The sequence below is a fragment of the Kribbella alba genome, from assembly GCF_039529635.1.
Lineage (GTDB): Bacteria > Actinomycetota > Actinomycetes > Propionibacteriales > Kribbellaceae > Kribbella > Kribbella alba.
Map to the genome: position 1 here is coordinate 345,395 of NZ_BAAANE010000005.1, position 14,101 is coordinate 359,495.

Annotated in this window: 13 protein-coding genes and 1 pseudogene; 8 read left to right on the forward strand and 6 right to left on the reverse strand. The window is 67.4% G+C overall.

The genetic code is table 11. The features are described from left to right. Nucleotides 1–45 precede the first annotated feature (45 nt). Together ABD210_RS16905 and ABD210_RS16910 are read right to left on the reverse strand one after the other, a co-directional pair. Complete coding sequence (locus ABD210_RS16905; protein ID WP_344112485.1) at nucleotides 46–2,133, reverse strand: alpha-amylase family protein; 2,088 nt, start codon at nucleotides 2,131–2,133, stop codon at nucleotides 46–48. After that, nucleotides 2,130–3,593: an alpha-amylase family protein gene (locus ABD210_RS16910; protein WP_344112487.1), complete on the reverse strand. Its 1,464-nt coding sequence runs from the start codon at nucleotides 3,591–3,593 to the stop codon at nucleotides 2,130–2,132. The genes ABD210_RS16905 and ABD210_RS16910 overlap by 4 nt, the downstream gene beginning before the upstream one ends. 155 nt (nucleotides 3,594–3,748) lie before the next feature. Here ABD210_RS16910 and ABD210_RS16915 point away from each other — a divergent pair, with 155 nt between their 5' ends. Beyond that, nucleotides 3,749–4,786 (forward strand): LacI family DNA-binding transcriptional regulator, encoded by a 1,038-nt coding sequence (locus ABD210_RS16915; RefSeq protein ID WP_344112489.1) that lies wholly within the window; start codon nucleotides 3,749–3,751, stop codon nucleotides 4,784–4,786. Here ABD210_RS16915 and ABD210_RS16920 read toward each other — a convergent pair. Together ABD210_RS16920 and ABD210_RS16925 are read right to left on the reverse strand one after the other, a co-directional pair. Further along, nucleotides 4,783–5,649 carry an LLM class F420-dependent oxidoreductase gene (locus tag ABD210_RS16920; protein WP_344112491.1) on the reverse strand — a complete coding sequence of 289 codons (867 nt, stop codon included), beginning with the start codon at nucleotides 5,647–5,649 and terminating at the stop codon, nucleotides 4,783–4,785. The two genes, ABD210_RS16915 and ABD210_RS16920, sit on opposite strands and share 4 nt — an antisense overlap. Next, nucleotides 5,646–6,209: a TetR/AcrR family transcriptional regulator gene (locus tag ABD210_RS16925; RefSeq protein ID WP_344112492.1), complete on the reverse strand. Its 564-nt coding sequence runs from the start codon at nucleotides 6,207–6,209 to the stop codon at nucleotides 5,646–5,648. Before ABD210_RS16925 ends, ABD210_RS16920 begins: the two co-directional genes overlap by 4 nt. A 72-nt stretch (nucleotides 6,210–6,281) precedes the next feature. On the opposite strand from ABD210_RS16925, the gene ABD210_RS16930 reads away from it, so the two are divergent. Both ABD210_RS16930 and ABD210_RS16935 read left to right on the forward strand, forming a co-directional pair. Beyond that, nucleotides 6,282–7,331 carry a glycosyltransferase family 2 protein gene (locus ABD210_RS16930; RefSeq protein ID WP_344112494.1) on the forward strand — a complete coding sequence of 350 codons (1,050 nt, stop codon included), beginning with the start codon at nucleotides 6,282–6,284 and terminating at the stop codon, nucleotides 7,329–7,331. Continuing rightward, the gene (locus tag ABD210_RS16935) at nucleotides 7,315–8,526 is read left to right on the forward strand and encodes a hypothetical protein (RefSeq protein WP_344112510.1); all 1,212 of its coding nucleotides are present in this window, start codon (nucleotides 7,315–7,317) and stop codon (nucleotides 8,524–8,526) included. Before ABD210_RS16930 ends, ABD210_RS16935 begins: the two co-directional genes overlap by 17 nt. A gap of 111 nt (nucleotides 8,527–8,637) precedes the next feature. Here the strand turns inward: ABD210_RS16935 and ABD210_RS16940 are convergent, their stop codons facing one another. Continuing rightward, the gene (locus ABD210_RS16940) at nucleotides 8,638–9,204 is read right to left on the reverse strand and encodes a TIGR03086 family metal-binding protein (RefSeq protein WP_344112495.1); all 567 of its coding nucleotides are present in this window, start codon (nucleotides 9,202–9,204) and stop codon (nucleotides 8,638–8,640) included. Between the two features lie 339 nt (nucleotides 9,205–9,543). Here ABD210_RS16940 and ABD210_RS16945 point away from each other — a divergent pair, with 339 nt between their 5' ends. The 3 genes from ABD210_RS16945 to ABD210_RS16955 all read left to right on the forward strand — a co-directional run bounded on the left by ABD210_RS16945 (nucleotide 9,544) and on the right by ABD210_RS16955 (nucleotide 11,555). Next, nucleotides 9,544–9,996 carry an SRPBCC family protein gene (locus ABD210_RS16945; RefSeq protein ID WP_344112496.1) on the forward strand — a complete coding sequence of 151 codons (453 nt, stop codon included), beginning with the start codon at nucleotides 9,544–9,546 and terminating at the stop codon, nucleotides 9,994–9,996. 196 nt (nucleotides 9,997–10,192) lie between these two features. After that, complete coding sequence (locus tag ABD210_RS16950) at nucleotides 10,193–11,173, forward strand: aldo/keto reductase (protein ID WP_344112498.1); 981 nt, start codon at nucleotides 10,193–10,195, stop codon at nucleotides 11,171–11,173. A gap of 40 nt (nucleotides 11,174–11,213) precedes the next feature. Next, nucleotides 11,214–11,555: a YciI family protein gene (locus ABD210_RS16955; protein ID WP_344112499.1), complete on the forward strand. Its 342-nt coding sequence runs from the start codon at nucleotides 11,214–11,216 to the stop codon at nucleotides 11,553–11,555. 405 nt (nucleotides 11,556–11,960) lie between these two features. On the opposite strand, the gene ABD210_RS16960 is transcribed toward ABD210_RS16955, so the two are convergent. Next, the gene (locus tag ABD210_RS16960; protein WP_344112500.1) at nucleotides 11,961–12,254 is read right to left on the reverse strand and encodes a VOC family protein; all 294 of its coding nucleotides are present in this window, start codon (nucleotides 12,252–12,254) and stop codon (nucleotides 11,961–11,963) included. 497 nt (nucleotides 12,255–12,751) lie between these two features. On the opposite strand from ABD210_RS16960, the gene ABD210_RS16965 reads away from it, so the two are divergent. Together ABD210_RS16965 and ABD210_RS16970 are read left to right on the forward strand one after the other, a co-directional pair. Continuing rightward, complete coding sequence (locus ABD210_RS16965) at nucleotides 12,752–13,003, forward strand: hypothetical protein (protein ID WP_344112501.1); 252 nt, start codon at nucleotides 12,752–12,754, stop codon at nucleotides 13,001–13,003. A gap of 581 nt (nucleotides 13,004–13,584) precedes the next feature. Next, nucleotides 13,585–14,101 (forward strand): annotated as a pseudogene (locus tag ABD210_RS16970) (hypothetical protein); the annotation flags it as partial.

The following is a 14,101-nucleotide window of genomic DNA, read 5'->3' on the forward strand; positions in this document are numbered from 1 at the left end:
TGACTCCCTGTCTCTAGCGAACGACTGCCTTTGGAACGACTGCCTTTAGCGGATGACCACGACTTCGTGGTCGGTGATCCGGGCTACCTCGACCGTAATCCAGTCGTCCTGGCCGCTCACCTCGACCTCACCGCCTGAGACGAGGAACACGGCCCGCGAGCCGGCAGCCCGCAGCCGGACGGTGAACGGTCCGGCCGGGGTGAACTCCTCGAGCCGCCCCTGCCAGGCGCCGCCCTGGTCGAGGTTGATCAGGTGGAGGATGACGGTCTCACCCTGACGATAGAGGTGACAATCCAGTACGCCGGCGCCCTCGACCGACAGCGGGATGTCGCCCCGGGCCGCCCACCGGACGAGATTGGCCAGCAGCCGACCGTGGTCCGGATGGTGATACCGCGCATACAACCGATCGAGATCCGCCGCCAGATAGGCAACCCGCCGAGAACCCAGCACGACAGCCGGTACTGCGGTCCGCGGCTCCGCCATCCACGACTTCTCCGGCGGGTAGATCGGGAACGGCGGCACCAACGTCAGCGCCACCCGGCCGTCGGTCCGCACCGCCTGGAGTTGTCCCCCGAACGGCAGCAGATCGGTGTCCCCGAGCCCGTCGACGATCTCGCGCTCCTCGATCCGCAGGTAGCTGTGGTTGTCATAGGTCTCCCAGCTACTAACAGCATCTCCGCCACCCAGCCGTTCGCCGGCCAGGTGAACTCCGAGCAGGTCGGCAAGCGCGAAGTCGTCCCGCCGATCGCCCCACTCGTCGTACAGGCTGGACTCGCCTGTCACCACGAGCCCACCCCCGCCCTCGGCGAAGGCCCGCAGCGCCGCGCACTGATCGTCGGTGAGCACGCCGACATTCGGTACGACGATGGCGGAGAGCCCGGCCGAGTCCCTCGCCACATGGTCCGCATTCACCGGCAGATAAGGGATCCTGGCCCGGATCAACGCATCCACGAACCCCCGATAAGGCAGCAGACTCCGAGTCTCCGGCTGATCCTTCCCATGGAAGTCAACGCTGCGCTGACTCCACAGCAGGCCGACGGTCGCCACGGGTTCCCGATTGATCAGGTACTGCTCGTGCTCTGCATGCCAGCTGAACAGCGGTTCGGCCGTCGCGTACTGCCGACGATCCTCATGCACCGAGCCGATGTGGTGCCACCACGGCTGGATGCCACCGGCGAATCCCTCGACGGCCCACATCCGCGCCTCCGCCTCCGGCTTGCTGCCGAGGCGGAACGTGGGCGTCCCGGCGTCGTACATCGCGGTGCTCTCCGGGATCAGCGCCTCCCATCCCAGCAGACCGTGCAGGCGCTTGCCGCTGTCCCCGTTGGCCTGGAAGCCGCCACCCTCATGCCGGTACTGCGAGTCCAGCATGAAGATCGGCGTCCGATCGCAGATCGCCCGGTCATCCCGCAACCGCTTGCTCTGAGCAACTACATCGCCGCCGTTCATCCCGATCCACAGGCAGTCCGGGCCGCCGGCTCTCGTCGTCACTTCGTTGTTGAGGTCCCACACCGCCATCCGCTGCTGGTAACTCCAAAGGATCCACCGCCGGTACGCCGGGTCGTCCCAGTCGACGCGTCCGGGAAGATCGAGCCGCGCTGCTTCCTTGAAGGCCGAGGAGCAGTTCGGGCAGTAGCAGATGTGGTCCCGGTCGAGCCCGCTCCAGCTGTTGTCGGTGATGCCATCGGGCGCGCTCCGCTCGATGATCTCCTCGAGCACGCCGGTCAGGTGTTCGCGGTAGTACGGCCCGGTGACGCACGCGACGTACAGGTCGCCGGCGCGATAGGGGTTGCCGTCGGCATCGATCGCGAACCAGTCCGGGTGGGCGTCGTAGAACTCCTGGTGCGCGCGGTTGGAGTCCATCCGCGCCAGCACCACCAGGCCCTCGGAGCGTGCCGCCGCCACGATCTCGCCGTACAGGTCTCGATCGCCGAGGAACTCCGCCCGGTGCTGCAAAGGAAACTTGCTCGGGTAGTAGGCGACGATGCCGCCGGCGTTGACGATGGCGCCCTGCACCCTGGTCCGGCGCCACTGGTCACGCCACCAGTCCGCGTCGTACCGGGCCGGGTCCTTCTCGGTCAGGTTGGTCTGTGCCCAGCGCAGCGTGCGCCGGTACCAGGGTGCGGCGGTCATCCGGCCAGGCTCCTCATCGCGGCGCCGGCACCCGACAGGTTGTCCAGCAGCATCTCCGAGTACTTCCGGCTGAGCACGACACCTTCGGCACCGCCCTCGAACGCGGCCAGCACGGCGTCGCGCACGCCGTCCGGACTACAGGCGGTCAGCTCTCCCTCGTTGTCGTCCCAGTTGATCTTGCTGCCGACGTCACGAGCCGGCTCAAGCCGCTCGCGGGTCACGCCGACCGGGATGTCGATGTCGATGCCGGGGTAGATCGCGCTCTGCCCGCCGACCCCGGCGACTGCCCGGGCGGTCTCCCGGCGGACGTAGTCGGCGGTGAACCCGGTCTGCGGCAGCTTCTCGTACGAGCCCTCGTCCAACTGCAGCAACTTCATCATCAGCGGGTAGACGTCCTCCGGGTCCGCATCGGCGAACAACGAGCGGCAGATGTTCTTCACCCAGGTGTAGAACCGAGGACCCGCACAGTTGTTGTAGATCACCACCTTGATGAAGTCCGAGAACTTCGCCATCTCCGCGTAGTCCTGGTCCGCCCGGAAGAACGGGCTGAACGAGATGTTGTGGTAGACGTGCCAGCCGACCTGCACCTGCGGCGCGCAGGCCTTCGCCACCCCGTAGATGTCGCGGTAGATCTGCCGCTGGCTCTCGGTCCACAACGTCTGCCAGGCCAGTACTTCGGGGAAGTTCAGCAGGATCCGCCAGAACGTCACGAACGCCCCGTCCGCGGGTCGCTCACCGGCACCTACCCGGTTGTTCCAGTCCAGCAGCTCGCGGTATCCCTGCTGAGCGCGAGCCACATCGATGCCCCGTCCGCGGCCGATCTCCAAGCAGTGCGGGCAGAAGCACCCGATGTCGGCGACGTCGACGGGCCCCTGCATCAACAGGTTCAGCGGGCCGGGCCGCTCCGAACACCATGCCAGCCCGTCCAGGTCGTAGCTCTGCACGTAGTCCTCGACGAACCCCAGATGCCAGTTGCGGTAGTCCGGGTTGTTGAAGCACGGCCGCCGGGCCGGCCTCGACCATGCGTCCACCTCGAGCACCTTGGCGAAGTTCGGGTACCGCCGCAGCTCGCGGGCGCCGCCGCTCTCCTCCATCCAGGCGAACGACTTCATCCCGCGCTCGCGGGCCTTCGGGATCACCTCCGCGAGCAGGTCGAGCTCCGGATGCTCGGGAGCCCGTCCGACCGCCCCGAGCACGGTGTTCCCGTAGTACTGCGGGTGCGGGGTCGCGTAGTTGCCACCCACCCAGCCGAGGTCGTACTCCGATCCCCCGTGGTCGGGGATCGGGTGTCCGGGGATCTGCCGTCCCCCGGTCCCCCTGGTCCAGGTGGGGGTGGCGAGGAACAACGCGTTCACCGCGCCCTTGTCCGCCAGGAGGTCCAGCGTCTGGTCGACACCTTCGTCGACGAACGAAACCGCTCCGATCTGCATGGCCACCAGCCGGTCCGGCAAGTCGCTCACCCCTTCATTCCCGTCATCGTGATGCCCTGGATGAAATAGCGCTGTGCAAAGAGGAGCAAGCCGGTTGTGAATACGTATACACACCTCTACGCTCCAGGTCAACGGCGAGACGTGAGACTCTCTGCAGGAGTAGGACCGACGGAGGAAGGCGATCGATGAGTGGTAGCAATCGGCCACCGACCAGCAGGGACCTCGCACGGCTGGCCGGGGTCTCGCAGGCCACCGTGTCCAGGGTGCTGACGAACAGCCCACGCGTCAGCCCGGACACCAGGGCCCGGGTGCTTCAGGTGCTGGCCGATGCCAACTACACCCCGAACGCGCTGGCCAGGGCGATGAAGACCGGCCGGACCGACACTATCGGCGTCTTCATGACCCGGGTGACCAGCCCGTTCCACGCCGCACTGCTGGACGAGATCGGCCGACTGCTGAACCAGGTCGGCCTGCACATGATCCTCTGGAACATCGAGCACGACCCGGAGGAGTCGGTCAGCGAGGTGATCCAGCAGCGGCTGGTGGACGGGTTCATCCTCACGTCAGCGACCTACACCTCCAAGCTGCACACCATCGCACTCGCCTCCGGCACGCCGACCGTCTTGCTGCACCGCGGCATCGACGGCCTCGACTGCGACCAGGTCGTCGGCGACAACTGGCAGGGTGCGTACGACGCGGGCCGCTACCTGGTCGAGGCAGGTCATCGCGACATCGGCCTGGTGACGTTGGAACACACCGGCAACACCTCGCGGGACCGGGATCTCGGCTTCCGGGCTGCCCTCGCCGACGGGGGCATCTCGATCAAGGCCCGCAACGCCATCACCACAGCAGTGGGCCATGCCGACGGCCATGCGGCCGCGCAAAAACTCCTGTCCGCCAAGAAGCCACCGACCGCGATCTACACGGTCACCGACCTGCTCGCCTTCGGGCTGCTGGACGGCGCCCGCGCGCTCGGCGTGAGGGTGCCGGACGACGTCTGGGTGGTCGGATTCGACAACACGGATATGGCGTCCTGGGAGGCGTTCGACCTCACCACGGTCGATCAGCCGGTGCATGCCATCGTCAAGGCCGGCATCGACCTGCTCCGCCATCGGATCGCCGATCCCTCGGCCGACACGACCATCATCAGCCTGCCCTGCCCCTTGGTCGTCCGCGGCTCGACGGCCGACACCGTGATCCGCCGACGGGGCACCACGCGCTAGCCCGCTTGCAGCAGCGGCAGGACGTCGCGGAGTACGGCGGCGTGGTCTTCGGGCTTGGACAGGCCCATGTTCATCGTGTTCACGCCGAGGTGGGTGGCGCCCAACTCACGCCAGCCCTCAGCGAACGCGGGCCAGTCCTTCTCCGGTACGGAGCCCAGCGTGAGGCGGGCCTCGATCCCCACCTCCGCGGGATTACGGCCTGCCTCGGCCGTGTACGCGCGCAGCCGTTCCACCCGCGCGCGAGCCTCGTCGTCCGGCGGACTCTGCGGCATCCAGCCGTCACCGATCCGCCCCGTGCGCCGGAGTACGGCGTCGGCGGTCCCACCGAACCAGATCGGGATGGTCCGCCGCGGCGGCAACGGGTTGATCCCCGCTTCGACGATCTGGTGGAACTTGCCCTGGTAGGAGATGACCGGCTCCGCCCAGAGCTTGCGCAGTACGTCGACCTGCTCGGTCAACCGCGCTCCGCGCTTCTCGAACGGGACACCCAGAGCCTGGTACTCGACCTGGTTCCAGCCGATGCCGACCCCGAGCCTGAGCCGGCCCCCGCTGAGCACGTCGACCTCGGCCGCCTGCTTCGCCACCAGCGCGGTCTGCCGTTGCGGCAGGATCACCACGCCCGTGACCAGCTCGAGGTTCGTGGTGATCGCCGCGAGGTAGCCGAACAGCACGAAAACCTCATGGAACAAGGACTTGTCGGTGTATCCGGTCCAGCCCGGCCTGTTGTCGGGACTCGCGCCGAGCACGTGGTCGTAGGCCACCACATGCGTGTAGCCGACCTCTTCGACGGTCTCGGCCCAGTCCCGGACCATCGCGGGGTCCGTCCCGATCTCGAGTTGGGGAAAGACGGCACCGATCTTCATCGAGTCACTCCAGCCAGTAGCTTGACGAGTCCCTGGATCGCGAGCTCGAACGGTTCGTCCGAGTTCGCCGCACGGGCCAGAACATACCCACCCTGCAGTACTGCGGCGATGGTGGCCGCCGTCTCCTGGGCGTCGAGAGACTCGGCGTACTCGCCGTTCTGCTTGCCCTCGGCAATGATCTCGGCCAGCCGGGTGCGGATCCACCGGAAGGTCTGGTCGACCGGCGCCCGCAGTACCGGGTCTGTCATCACGTCCGGGTCCGAGGTCAGGCGTCCCATCCGGCAGCCCTTCAGCACCTCGCGGTCCCGCTGCAGATACTGCGTGATCCGCTCGGTCGCCGTGCCGTCCGTCGCGAACTGCTCCTCGGCGGTGGCGCGCAGTTCCGCGGCGGACCGCTCGATCGCGGTCTTGGCGAGCTCGGCCTTACCGCTGAAGTGGTGGTACATGCTGCCCTGGCCGGCGTCCGCGGCGACCTGGATCGCCTTCGGGCTGGTGCCGACGTATCCGCGCTCCCAGAGCAGTTCCTGCGTGCTCCGGATCAACCTCTCGACCGTCTCCACCGGACCACTGTACCCACTCGTAGGTACACCGGAATGGCCTCGCCCCGGCTCCGAGCGCTAGTCTCGGTCGGCATGAGCACCAGCGTCGCGATCGCCGTCATCACGTTCCGGCGACCTGACCTGCTGAAGGACCTGCTCGACAGCCTCCAGGCGCAGGAACTCCCCGAGCACGGCGACTACGCAGTACGGATCGTGGTGGTCGACAACGACGCGGAGGGTTCCGCGGGCGAGGTGATCGCCACGGCCGCTGCCGACGCCCGCTACCCGATCGAGACGGCGATCGAGCCGGAACCGGGGATCCCGTTCGCGCGGGAGAAGTCGGTTCAGCTGGCATGGGACGACGATGCGCTGATTTTTGTGGACGACGACGAGGTGGCTCCACCCGGTTGGCTGGCGACCCTGCTGCGCGCGTGGGAGACCACCGGCGCGGACGTGGTCACGGGACCGGTCCAGGGCATTCTCCCCGCCGATGCGCCGGCCTGGAACCACCACAGCGACGTCCACGACTCGACCGGGAAACACGCGACCGGCGACGTGCTGAACAAGGCCTACACGAACAACACGCTGGTCGCGCAGCGCGTCTATCACGCGGTGACTCCGGCGTTCCATCCCGCCTTCCGGTACACGGGGTCCAGCGATCTGCACTTCTTCCTGCGGGTGCACCAGGCCGGCTTCCGGATCGTGTGGTGCGAGGAGGCGCGGATCCAAGAGGATGTGCCGGCATCGCGGACGACGTTGCGCTGGTTGTTCCGGCGGGCTTTCCGATCCGGCAGCGGTGACACGATCAGCCGGCTCCTGATCCAGCCGGGCGCAATGAGCTACCTGCGGGTGCTGGCCTATGCTCTGGCGCGGATCGCCTCTGCCTTCGTCTACGGCCTCGGCGGTCTGGTGCTCATCCGGAAGACCCATCTGCTGAAGGCCGTCCGCCGGTTCTTCTCGGGCATCGGCAGCCTCGCGGGCATAGTAGGGATCAACCATGACGAGTACCGGGAACGGCACCGACCTGACGGTGGAGACGCTGTGCCAGGCGATCTGGCAGGTGGAGCAGGAACTGGATCTGCTGAACTGGCGGATCCAGAAGGCGCACCCGTGGCCGATCATCCGGATGCGCGTCTTCCATGAGCTGAGCCAACGCGGCGGCATCCACGGACAGCCCCACCCGGTACGCCGGACGCGGTCCGACAAGGCCCGGCTGGTCGGCAAACACCTGGCCGGGGTGGTCACCCGCAATCCCTTCCTCGCTCTCGGCCGGCACGACGCTGTGGTGGTTCCGCACCCGCGTAAACCCGGCGGCGTGGAGATCTACACGGATCGGCTACGCGCTTCGTTGGGCCCGGCGGCCCTGGTCCTCGACTCCGGGATCAACGGAACGCCGCTCGTCGGGAGCCGCAACCTGGACTTCTTCACCTCGGCTGCGGGCGCTCTGCGTAGTCGCCCGTTGGACGCCGAGCGCTGCAAGAAGGTGGAGCAGGCGTTGGAGGCGCTCACCGGGGTCAAGGTGCCGATCGGTGCACTCGTGGCGCGCGAGGTTCCGAAGCATCTGCGGCTTCGTGCGATTTACCGGTCGCTGCTGAAACGGCGGAAGATCAAGACGGTGTTCGTGGTGGTCGCGTATTTCCACCAGCACCTCGTCGGCGCGGCCCGCGACCTCGGCATCCGCGTGGTGGAACTGCAGCACGGCGCGATCAGTCCGTTCCACCTGGGCTACAGCTATCCGGGGCGACCTGTCGTGGCGGATCAGCCGGACGAGTTGTGGTGCTTCGGCTCGTACTGGGCCGGTGTCGCCGAGCTGCCTGCGGGCATGAAGACCCAGGTCATCGGGGCGCCGTTCATTCAACCGCTGACGGCTTCGGAGCTGGCAGCCAAGAATCCTCAGCGGGTCGTGTTTCTGTCGCAGGGGACGATCGGAGGGTTGCTGCTCGACTACGCGCTGGCGCTTTCGTCCGCGCGGCCCGAGTTGGAGGTCATCTTCCGGTTGCATCCCAGCGAACACTTGTCGGACTACGCCGTGCCGGCTGGTAGTTCGGTGCGGATCTCGGCCGGCCCGGTTGAGTCCACCTTGGGTTTGCTTGCCTCTGCCACCTATCAGGTCGGGGTCGCTACGACCGCGCTCTTCGAGGGGATGGTGTTGGGATGCCGTACGGCGGTAGCGAAGCTGCCGGGGCACGAATACCTGTTGCCTGTGGTGGATCGCGGCGATGCGCTGCTTGTCGAAGAGCCTGCCGCGTTGGCCCAATTGTTGCCTTCAGCTCCTATTTGCCAGGACAGCACTGCTTACTACGCGCCTGACAACCTCGCGGCTGTGCTGAAGCGCTGAGCTATTCGGCGACGGCCTCAGCCGGCGGCCCGTAGTACAGGCTGCGCTTGAGGCTGTCGGCGTTCAGGGTTGCCGGCGCTCAGGGTTGCCGGCGCTCAGGGCTGTCGGCGCTCAGGGCTGTCGGCCTATGAAGCCGAGGAGGCGGTTCTGCAGGGGCGCGTCGGGTGGCACCGGGATCTCCGGGCCGAAGACCTCGATGCCGGGGCCGAAGGCGTCGGGGGTTCGGTACATCTTGATGAGCTCGGGCGGGATCGCCGAGTTGGACGCCCAGAGCCGCTCGACGTCGCCGGGATCCATCGCCTCGTCCTGGCCGGTCGCGCGGGCAAGGTCCCAACCGTGCAGCACCAGATCGTCGCTGACCACGGCGTCGATGTGCGCCTCTGCTGTCATCGGCCCAGTCGGAGTGCTGCTTTCCTGGCCGGCCTGGTCGGGGTCGAGCAACACGGCCTCCACGGCAGCTCGCGCCTGCTGGAATGCCGCCAACGGTTCGTCCGGCACGTCACCGAGCGTGTGTCCCTCGAGCATGTAACCGTGCATGGCGATGACGTGGTCCACCACGTCCCGGGCGGTCCACTTCTCGCACGGGGACTGGTTCTCCCACTGCTCCGGCCGCACCGCCGCGACCTTCCGCTCGAAGGCCTCCGCCCGCCGCCGGTAACGCTCCGCGATCTCGCCCATCATGCCCTCCCAAGGCTCCGTCCGAACGAGTATGCACCTCGACAAGAACGATATGGCCGTACGGCGAGGACGAGGCGATGCCCGAGTCGTCGCGGGTCCCGCGCGGCTGCAGCCTTACTGAGTGTCACCTTGGACCGTCAGCGGTAGACCGGCCGCCGTTCTCTACGGCGATCACGGAGATCGACGTCTGGGCCATTCGGGGGACTGGATGGCCCGTTGCGGGGCCCCGCGTCGCCGGGTTGCGGCTGTGGGGCAGGTCACCGGGTTGCACAAGTTTTGCATGACTACGGCGTTAGTTGCCGGGTACCGGGAGGCCTCCACAACGAATGAGGAGGTTCCATGAGTGGCATCACGCAGTCGGTGGACGTCGATGTACCGATCACGACCGTGTACAACCAGTGGACCCAGTTCGAGTCCTTCCCGCGGTTCATGGAAGGCGTGGAGGAAGTCCGGCAGCTGGACGACAAGCACACCCACTGGGTGACGACGGTGGGCGGCGCGACCCGCGAGTTCGACGCGACCATCACCGAGCAGCACCCGGACGAGCGGGTCGCCTGGCGCGCCGACTCCGGACCCCACCACGCCGGGGTGATCACCTTCCACCAGCTCGATCCGACCCGCACGCGGGTGACCGCGCAGATGGAGATCGACCCGGAAGGCTTCCTGGAGAAGGTCGGCGACAAGCTCGGCATGGTCGAGGGACGCGTGAAGGGCGACCTGCAGCGCTTCAAGGAATTCATCGAGCACCGAGGTTCCGAGACCGGCGCCTGGCGCGGCGACGTACCGCGCTGACCTCTGACAGCGACGTACCCGCGCTGATCCAGCACGCTGGTCGTCGCTGAGCAGTCTCCGGCCGGCAACCGACATCCCCCCGTGGGTGCCGGTTGCCGGTCGGTTCCGTTGGCAACGCGAAGCCGGTTGTGGCACGACTGCCGGGCCGCTCGGGCGCGGCCGGGAACTGTCGGCGGGGCGTCCTACGCTCGCGGGCATGGAGATGGTGGAGCTGGGGCGGACCGGGCTGACCGTGAGCCGGTTGGGCCTCGGGTTGGCGTCCCTGGGCGGGATGTTCGCGGCCGTTCCGGAGCAGCAGGCCATCGCCACGATCGACCGCGCCTGGGAGCTCGGGATCCGACTGTTCGACACCGCACCCGTCTACGGTTACGGACTTTCTGAGCGACGTGCCGGCCTCGCGCTCCGTGGTCGGCCGCGTTCTGCCTTCATCCTTTGCACCAAGGTCGGCCGGCTGATCGAGCCCGGTGGCCCCGACATCCAGCCGATCTGGGCTGAACCGCCCCGCGGCGTCGGCCCGCGCCTGGACTACTCGTACGCGGCGGTGATGCGTTCGTTCGAGGAAAGCCTCGCGCGGATGGGCATCGACCGGATCGACGTGCTGCACATCCACGACCCGGAGCTCGACTTCACGAAGGCATCGACGTCGGCTCTGAAGGCCCTCACCGAGCTCCGCGGCCGGGGGACGATCGGAGCGGTATCGCTCGGCGTGAACCACGCAGACGTCGCCGCCCGGTTCCTCCGCTCGGTGGGCCCGGCCACCCTCGACTGCATCCTCCTCGCCGGGCGCTACACCTTGCTCGACCAATCCGCTGGCGACGATCTCCTGCCGTTGTGTCGCGACCTCGGCGTGGTGGTACTCGCCGCGGGAGTGTTCCAGGGCGGCGTGCTGGCCGACTCTTCGAAGGGCGCGCCGCACGGCTACGGCGTGGTTCCACCAGCGCTCGCCACGCGAATCGAGGGACTCCGCGGGATTTGCAGACGGTACGCCGTACCGCCGCTGGCCGCTGCTGCGCAGTTCCCGCTCGCCCACCCCGTAGTACCGGCTGTTGTCGTCGGTGCTCGAACTCCAGCGGAGATCGCAGAGGTCGCAGCCATGCTCGACCAGGAGATCCCGGGTGAGTTCTGGTGGGCGCTGGAGCGAGAGGGGTTGATCACCGCACGCGCAGAGATCGGCTGAGCAACCACGCAAGGACCGGCCGGTGGTCTACCGTCGGTTCATGCGGTACATGCTCCTGCACAAGACCAACGACAAGCTCGAGGCGGGCCTGCCACCTGACCCCGACATCCTGGCGCGCGCGGACGCGGTCCTGGAGGAGATGCGCCAGGCCGGAGTACTGCTGACCGCCGAGGGGCTGATGCCCAGCGCCCGCGGCGCCCGCATCGCCTTCCCCAATGGCGCCCCACGCGTCATCGACGGCCCGTTCACCGAAACCAAGGAACTGGTCGCCGGCGTCTCCATCATCCGAGTCACCTCGAAGGACGAAGCCGTCCGCTGGGCCCTCCGCTTCGCCGAGGCCGACCCCGGCACCGAAATAGACATCTTCGAAATAGCCGACTGACCCGCCAGGTCCGCCCCCTCGGCGGCCGCGGTTCTTGCGGTGTTGTTGTTGGCCTGCTGGTTCGGGATGGTGCAGACGACGCCGCTTCGGCGCAGGTTGGCGCGTTTGACGCGTTTGGCGCGTTCGCACGTTGGCGCTGCTGGCGCTGCTGGCGCGGGAACTGCAGGCCTTGGCTGCCCGGGCCTTGTCGGGCCGTGTGGGGGGACGGCCTGCGCCGATGCGCGAGACGTTCTGCCGAGAGGCCACCGGGCCGCTCTTGCTGCTGGCCGGCGTATCGGCGGGCGCCGGCGGCGTGCTGGTGCACCTCTACCGGAGACCTCAATTACTTCAGGATCACGAAACGCCTGTCACACCGGACATCGAGGCAGACCCGAGGTACCTGGTGTCGAGGCTGACCGATGAGCATCAGAGTGGGTTGAGGCGGGCCTTGAGCAGGCAGAACTCATTACCTTCGGGGTCGACCAGGACATGCCACTGCTCCTGCCCTGTCTGGCCGATGTCGGCCGGGCGCGCACCGAGCTTCAGAAGGCGCTCGAGCTCGGCGTCCTGATCGCGGTCGGTGGCGTTGACGTCGATGTGCAGCCGGGATTTCCCCTGCTCCGGCTCATCCCCGCGACTGAGGATGATCGTCGGCTGCGGACCGCCGAACCCGTCGCGCGGCCCGATCTCCACCGAGCCGTCGTCCTCGCGATCGAGCACGACGAAGTCCAGGACCTCGCACCAGCACCTCAGGGTCGCGGCAACCGAGCACGAGCTCACTGATACGACATGCCATTGACCAAACCTGCTCTCAGCCTGGGAACTGCCGGGAAGACCACACGCGAACCTCACGGGCTCCCAGCGGTGAAAACAACCCCGGGATCGTATCGGACGAGGCGAGCACGGGCGAAATGATTTCAGGGCCGACCCTGCCCGGGCAGCCGGGCAAGGCCGTTGGCCATGCAGTAGCGAAGCTGACTGTTGCGACACGACCTAGCTGATTCCGGTGCCGTCAGCGGCGACGCCTTCTTCGGCGCTGATCGGCTCGACAAATCGCGGCGAAGAACCGGCCGATGCGGGACAGATTGTCGCGGAATCGACCCTGACATCGCGGCCCTGGAGGAGGCCCGCGGCCGGACAGCGACCGAGCAGGCTGACGCGGCTGACCGAAGCAACGGTGCCGGGGCATTGAATGGGTCGAGGGCAAGGCTGAGGACATGACCTGGAAGCGGAAGTTCGAACTCGCATTCCTGGCCAGCAACGCATCGTCGACCACGCGAGCCGCGAGCTCCGCCTCAGCTACAGCGTCGAGTCCGTCGAGGATGACGTGGTCACCCTCACCGAGATCACCTCCAGCCGCGACGACTCCCCCACTCCGCAGCGACCGCGGCAGCCTCCGCTTCCTCGGCCCCGAAGCACTCGGCACCTTCCTCACTACCGCCGGCTTCACCATCGCCCAAGCTGCCTAGAACTACAGCCGGAGTTTGTGATGTTGCGGGGGCAGGCCCGGACTGCCAGCACTCACAACCTGCGGGTCCCGGTCGCGAGCAGGCCTACGCACGCTCGCCTGGAGGCAACCAGCCGCGGTTGATCAGCGTTGGCGCTCCGGGGCTCACGAACCCGCCGAAACAACGCTGCCCTTGATCAGCACCCGACTCGGTGGCGCGCAGCGGTCACGAAGCGGCGACCTTGAACACCAAACAGGGACCGCGGACACGAAATAACGTGTTCAAGGCCCCGACTACCTGTCCCAGGCCCCCACTCTTGGTCAAAGCCACACCACCCAGCCCTCCGCCGCCCCTTGCCGAAAGGCATCATCACGAACTACGGCTGTCGTACCAGCCCCACTCGTTTCGGCCGCCGGCACAGGACTGTTGCGCCAAGATCCCCACTCTTGCTGTGGACAACTAAGGCCTTTTCACCGCCTCTGCGTCCACAGGTCTACGGTTACTGTGGACAACTGGGCTAGTTTCAGTGCAGCACGGAACCCCTTATCTATAACGGGTTCTCGGCACAGAAACTGTCGGCGGGCACCTCTAGAGTCTTGGGTATGGATCTCGTGGAGATGCGGCCGGTGTGGTCGATGAGTGGCAGCGAACAGCTGACCACCCTCGACGCACTGCGCGACGAGATCGCCCGGCTGGAAACCTACCGGCTCCAGGTCCTGGCCGGCTTCGACGCCGGCGGCCACGCCAAACAGCTCGGCGCCCGCGACACCGCCGAACTCGTGTCGTTTCGGCACCGCCTCGACAAAGCCGACGTCCGCCGCGACCTCAAACTCGCCGCCTCGCTCCCCAAGTACGAACTCGTCTCCGCCGCCCTACCCACCCCCACCGACGACCTAGACGACGATCAGAACGACACCGGCAGCGGCAGCGGCAGCGGCACCGACGGGGGCAGTGCCGGCGCCGCGGTGGACAGCGATGTCGACGGCGAGGACCGCGGCGCCGGTGGGGAGGCCGGTGGGGAGGCTCCGGTGCTGCTGCACCTGGCCCAGGCGAGGGCGATCGTGTCCGCGCTGGAAAAGGTCCCCACCACAGTGCCGGTCGAGCACGTGGTCGCGGCCG

Excerpts from the sequence above, each read along its gene's own strand:
- ABD210_RS16935 (WP_344112510.1), top strand. The coding sequence starts at position 7,315 with ATGCGCGTCTTCCATGAGCTGAGCCAACGCGGCGGCATCCACGGACAG.
- ABD210_RS16905 (WP_344112485.1), bottom strand. The coding sequence starts at position 2,133 with ATGACCGCCGCACCCTGGTACCGGCGCACGCTGCGCTGGGCACAGACC.
- ABD210_RS16945 (WP_344112496.1), top strand. The coding sequence starts at position 9,544 with ATGAGTGGCATCACGCAGTCGGTGGACGTCGATGTACCGATCACGACC.
- ABD210_RS16955 (WP_344112499.1), top strand. The coding sequence starts at position 11,214 with ATGCGGTACATGCTCCTGCACAAGACCAACGACAAGCTCGAGGCGGGC.
- ABD210_RS16915 (WP_344112489.1), top strand. The coding sequence starts at position 3,749 with ATGAGTGGTAGCAATCGGCCACCGACCAGCAGGGACCTCGCACGGCTG.
- ABD210_RS16920 (WP_344112491.1), bottom strand. The coding sequence starts at position 5,649 with ATGAAGATCGGTGCCGTCTTTCCCCAACTCGAGATCGGGACGGACCCC.
- ABD210_RS16940 (WP_344112495.1), bottom strand. The coding sequence starts at position 9,204 with ATGGGCGAGATCGCGGAGCGTTACCGGCGGCGGGCGGAGGCCTTCGAG.
- ABD210_RS16930 (WP_344112494.1), top strand. The coding sequence starts at position 6,282 with ATGAGCACCAGCGTCGCGATCGCCGTCATCACGTTCCGGCGACCTGAC.
- ABD210_RS16950 (WP_344112498.1), top strand. The coding sequence starts at position 10,193 with ATGGAGATGGTGGAGCTGGGGCGGACCGGGCTGACCGTGAGCCGGTTG.
- ABD210_RS16965 (WP_344112501.1), top strand. The coding sequence starts at position 12,752 with ATGACCTGGAAGCGGAAGTTCGAACTCGCATTCCTGGCCAGCAACGCA.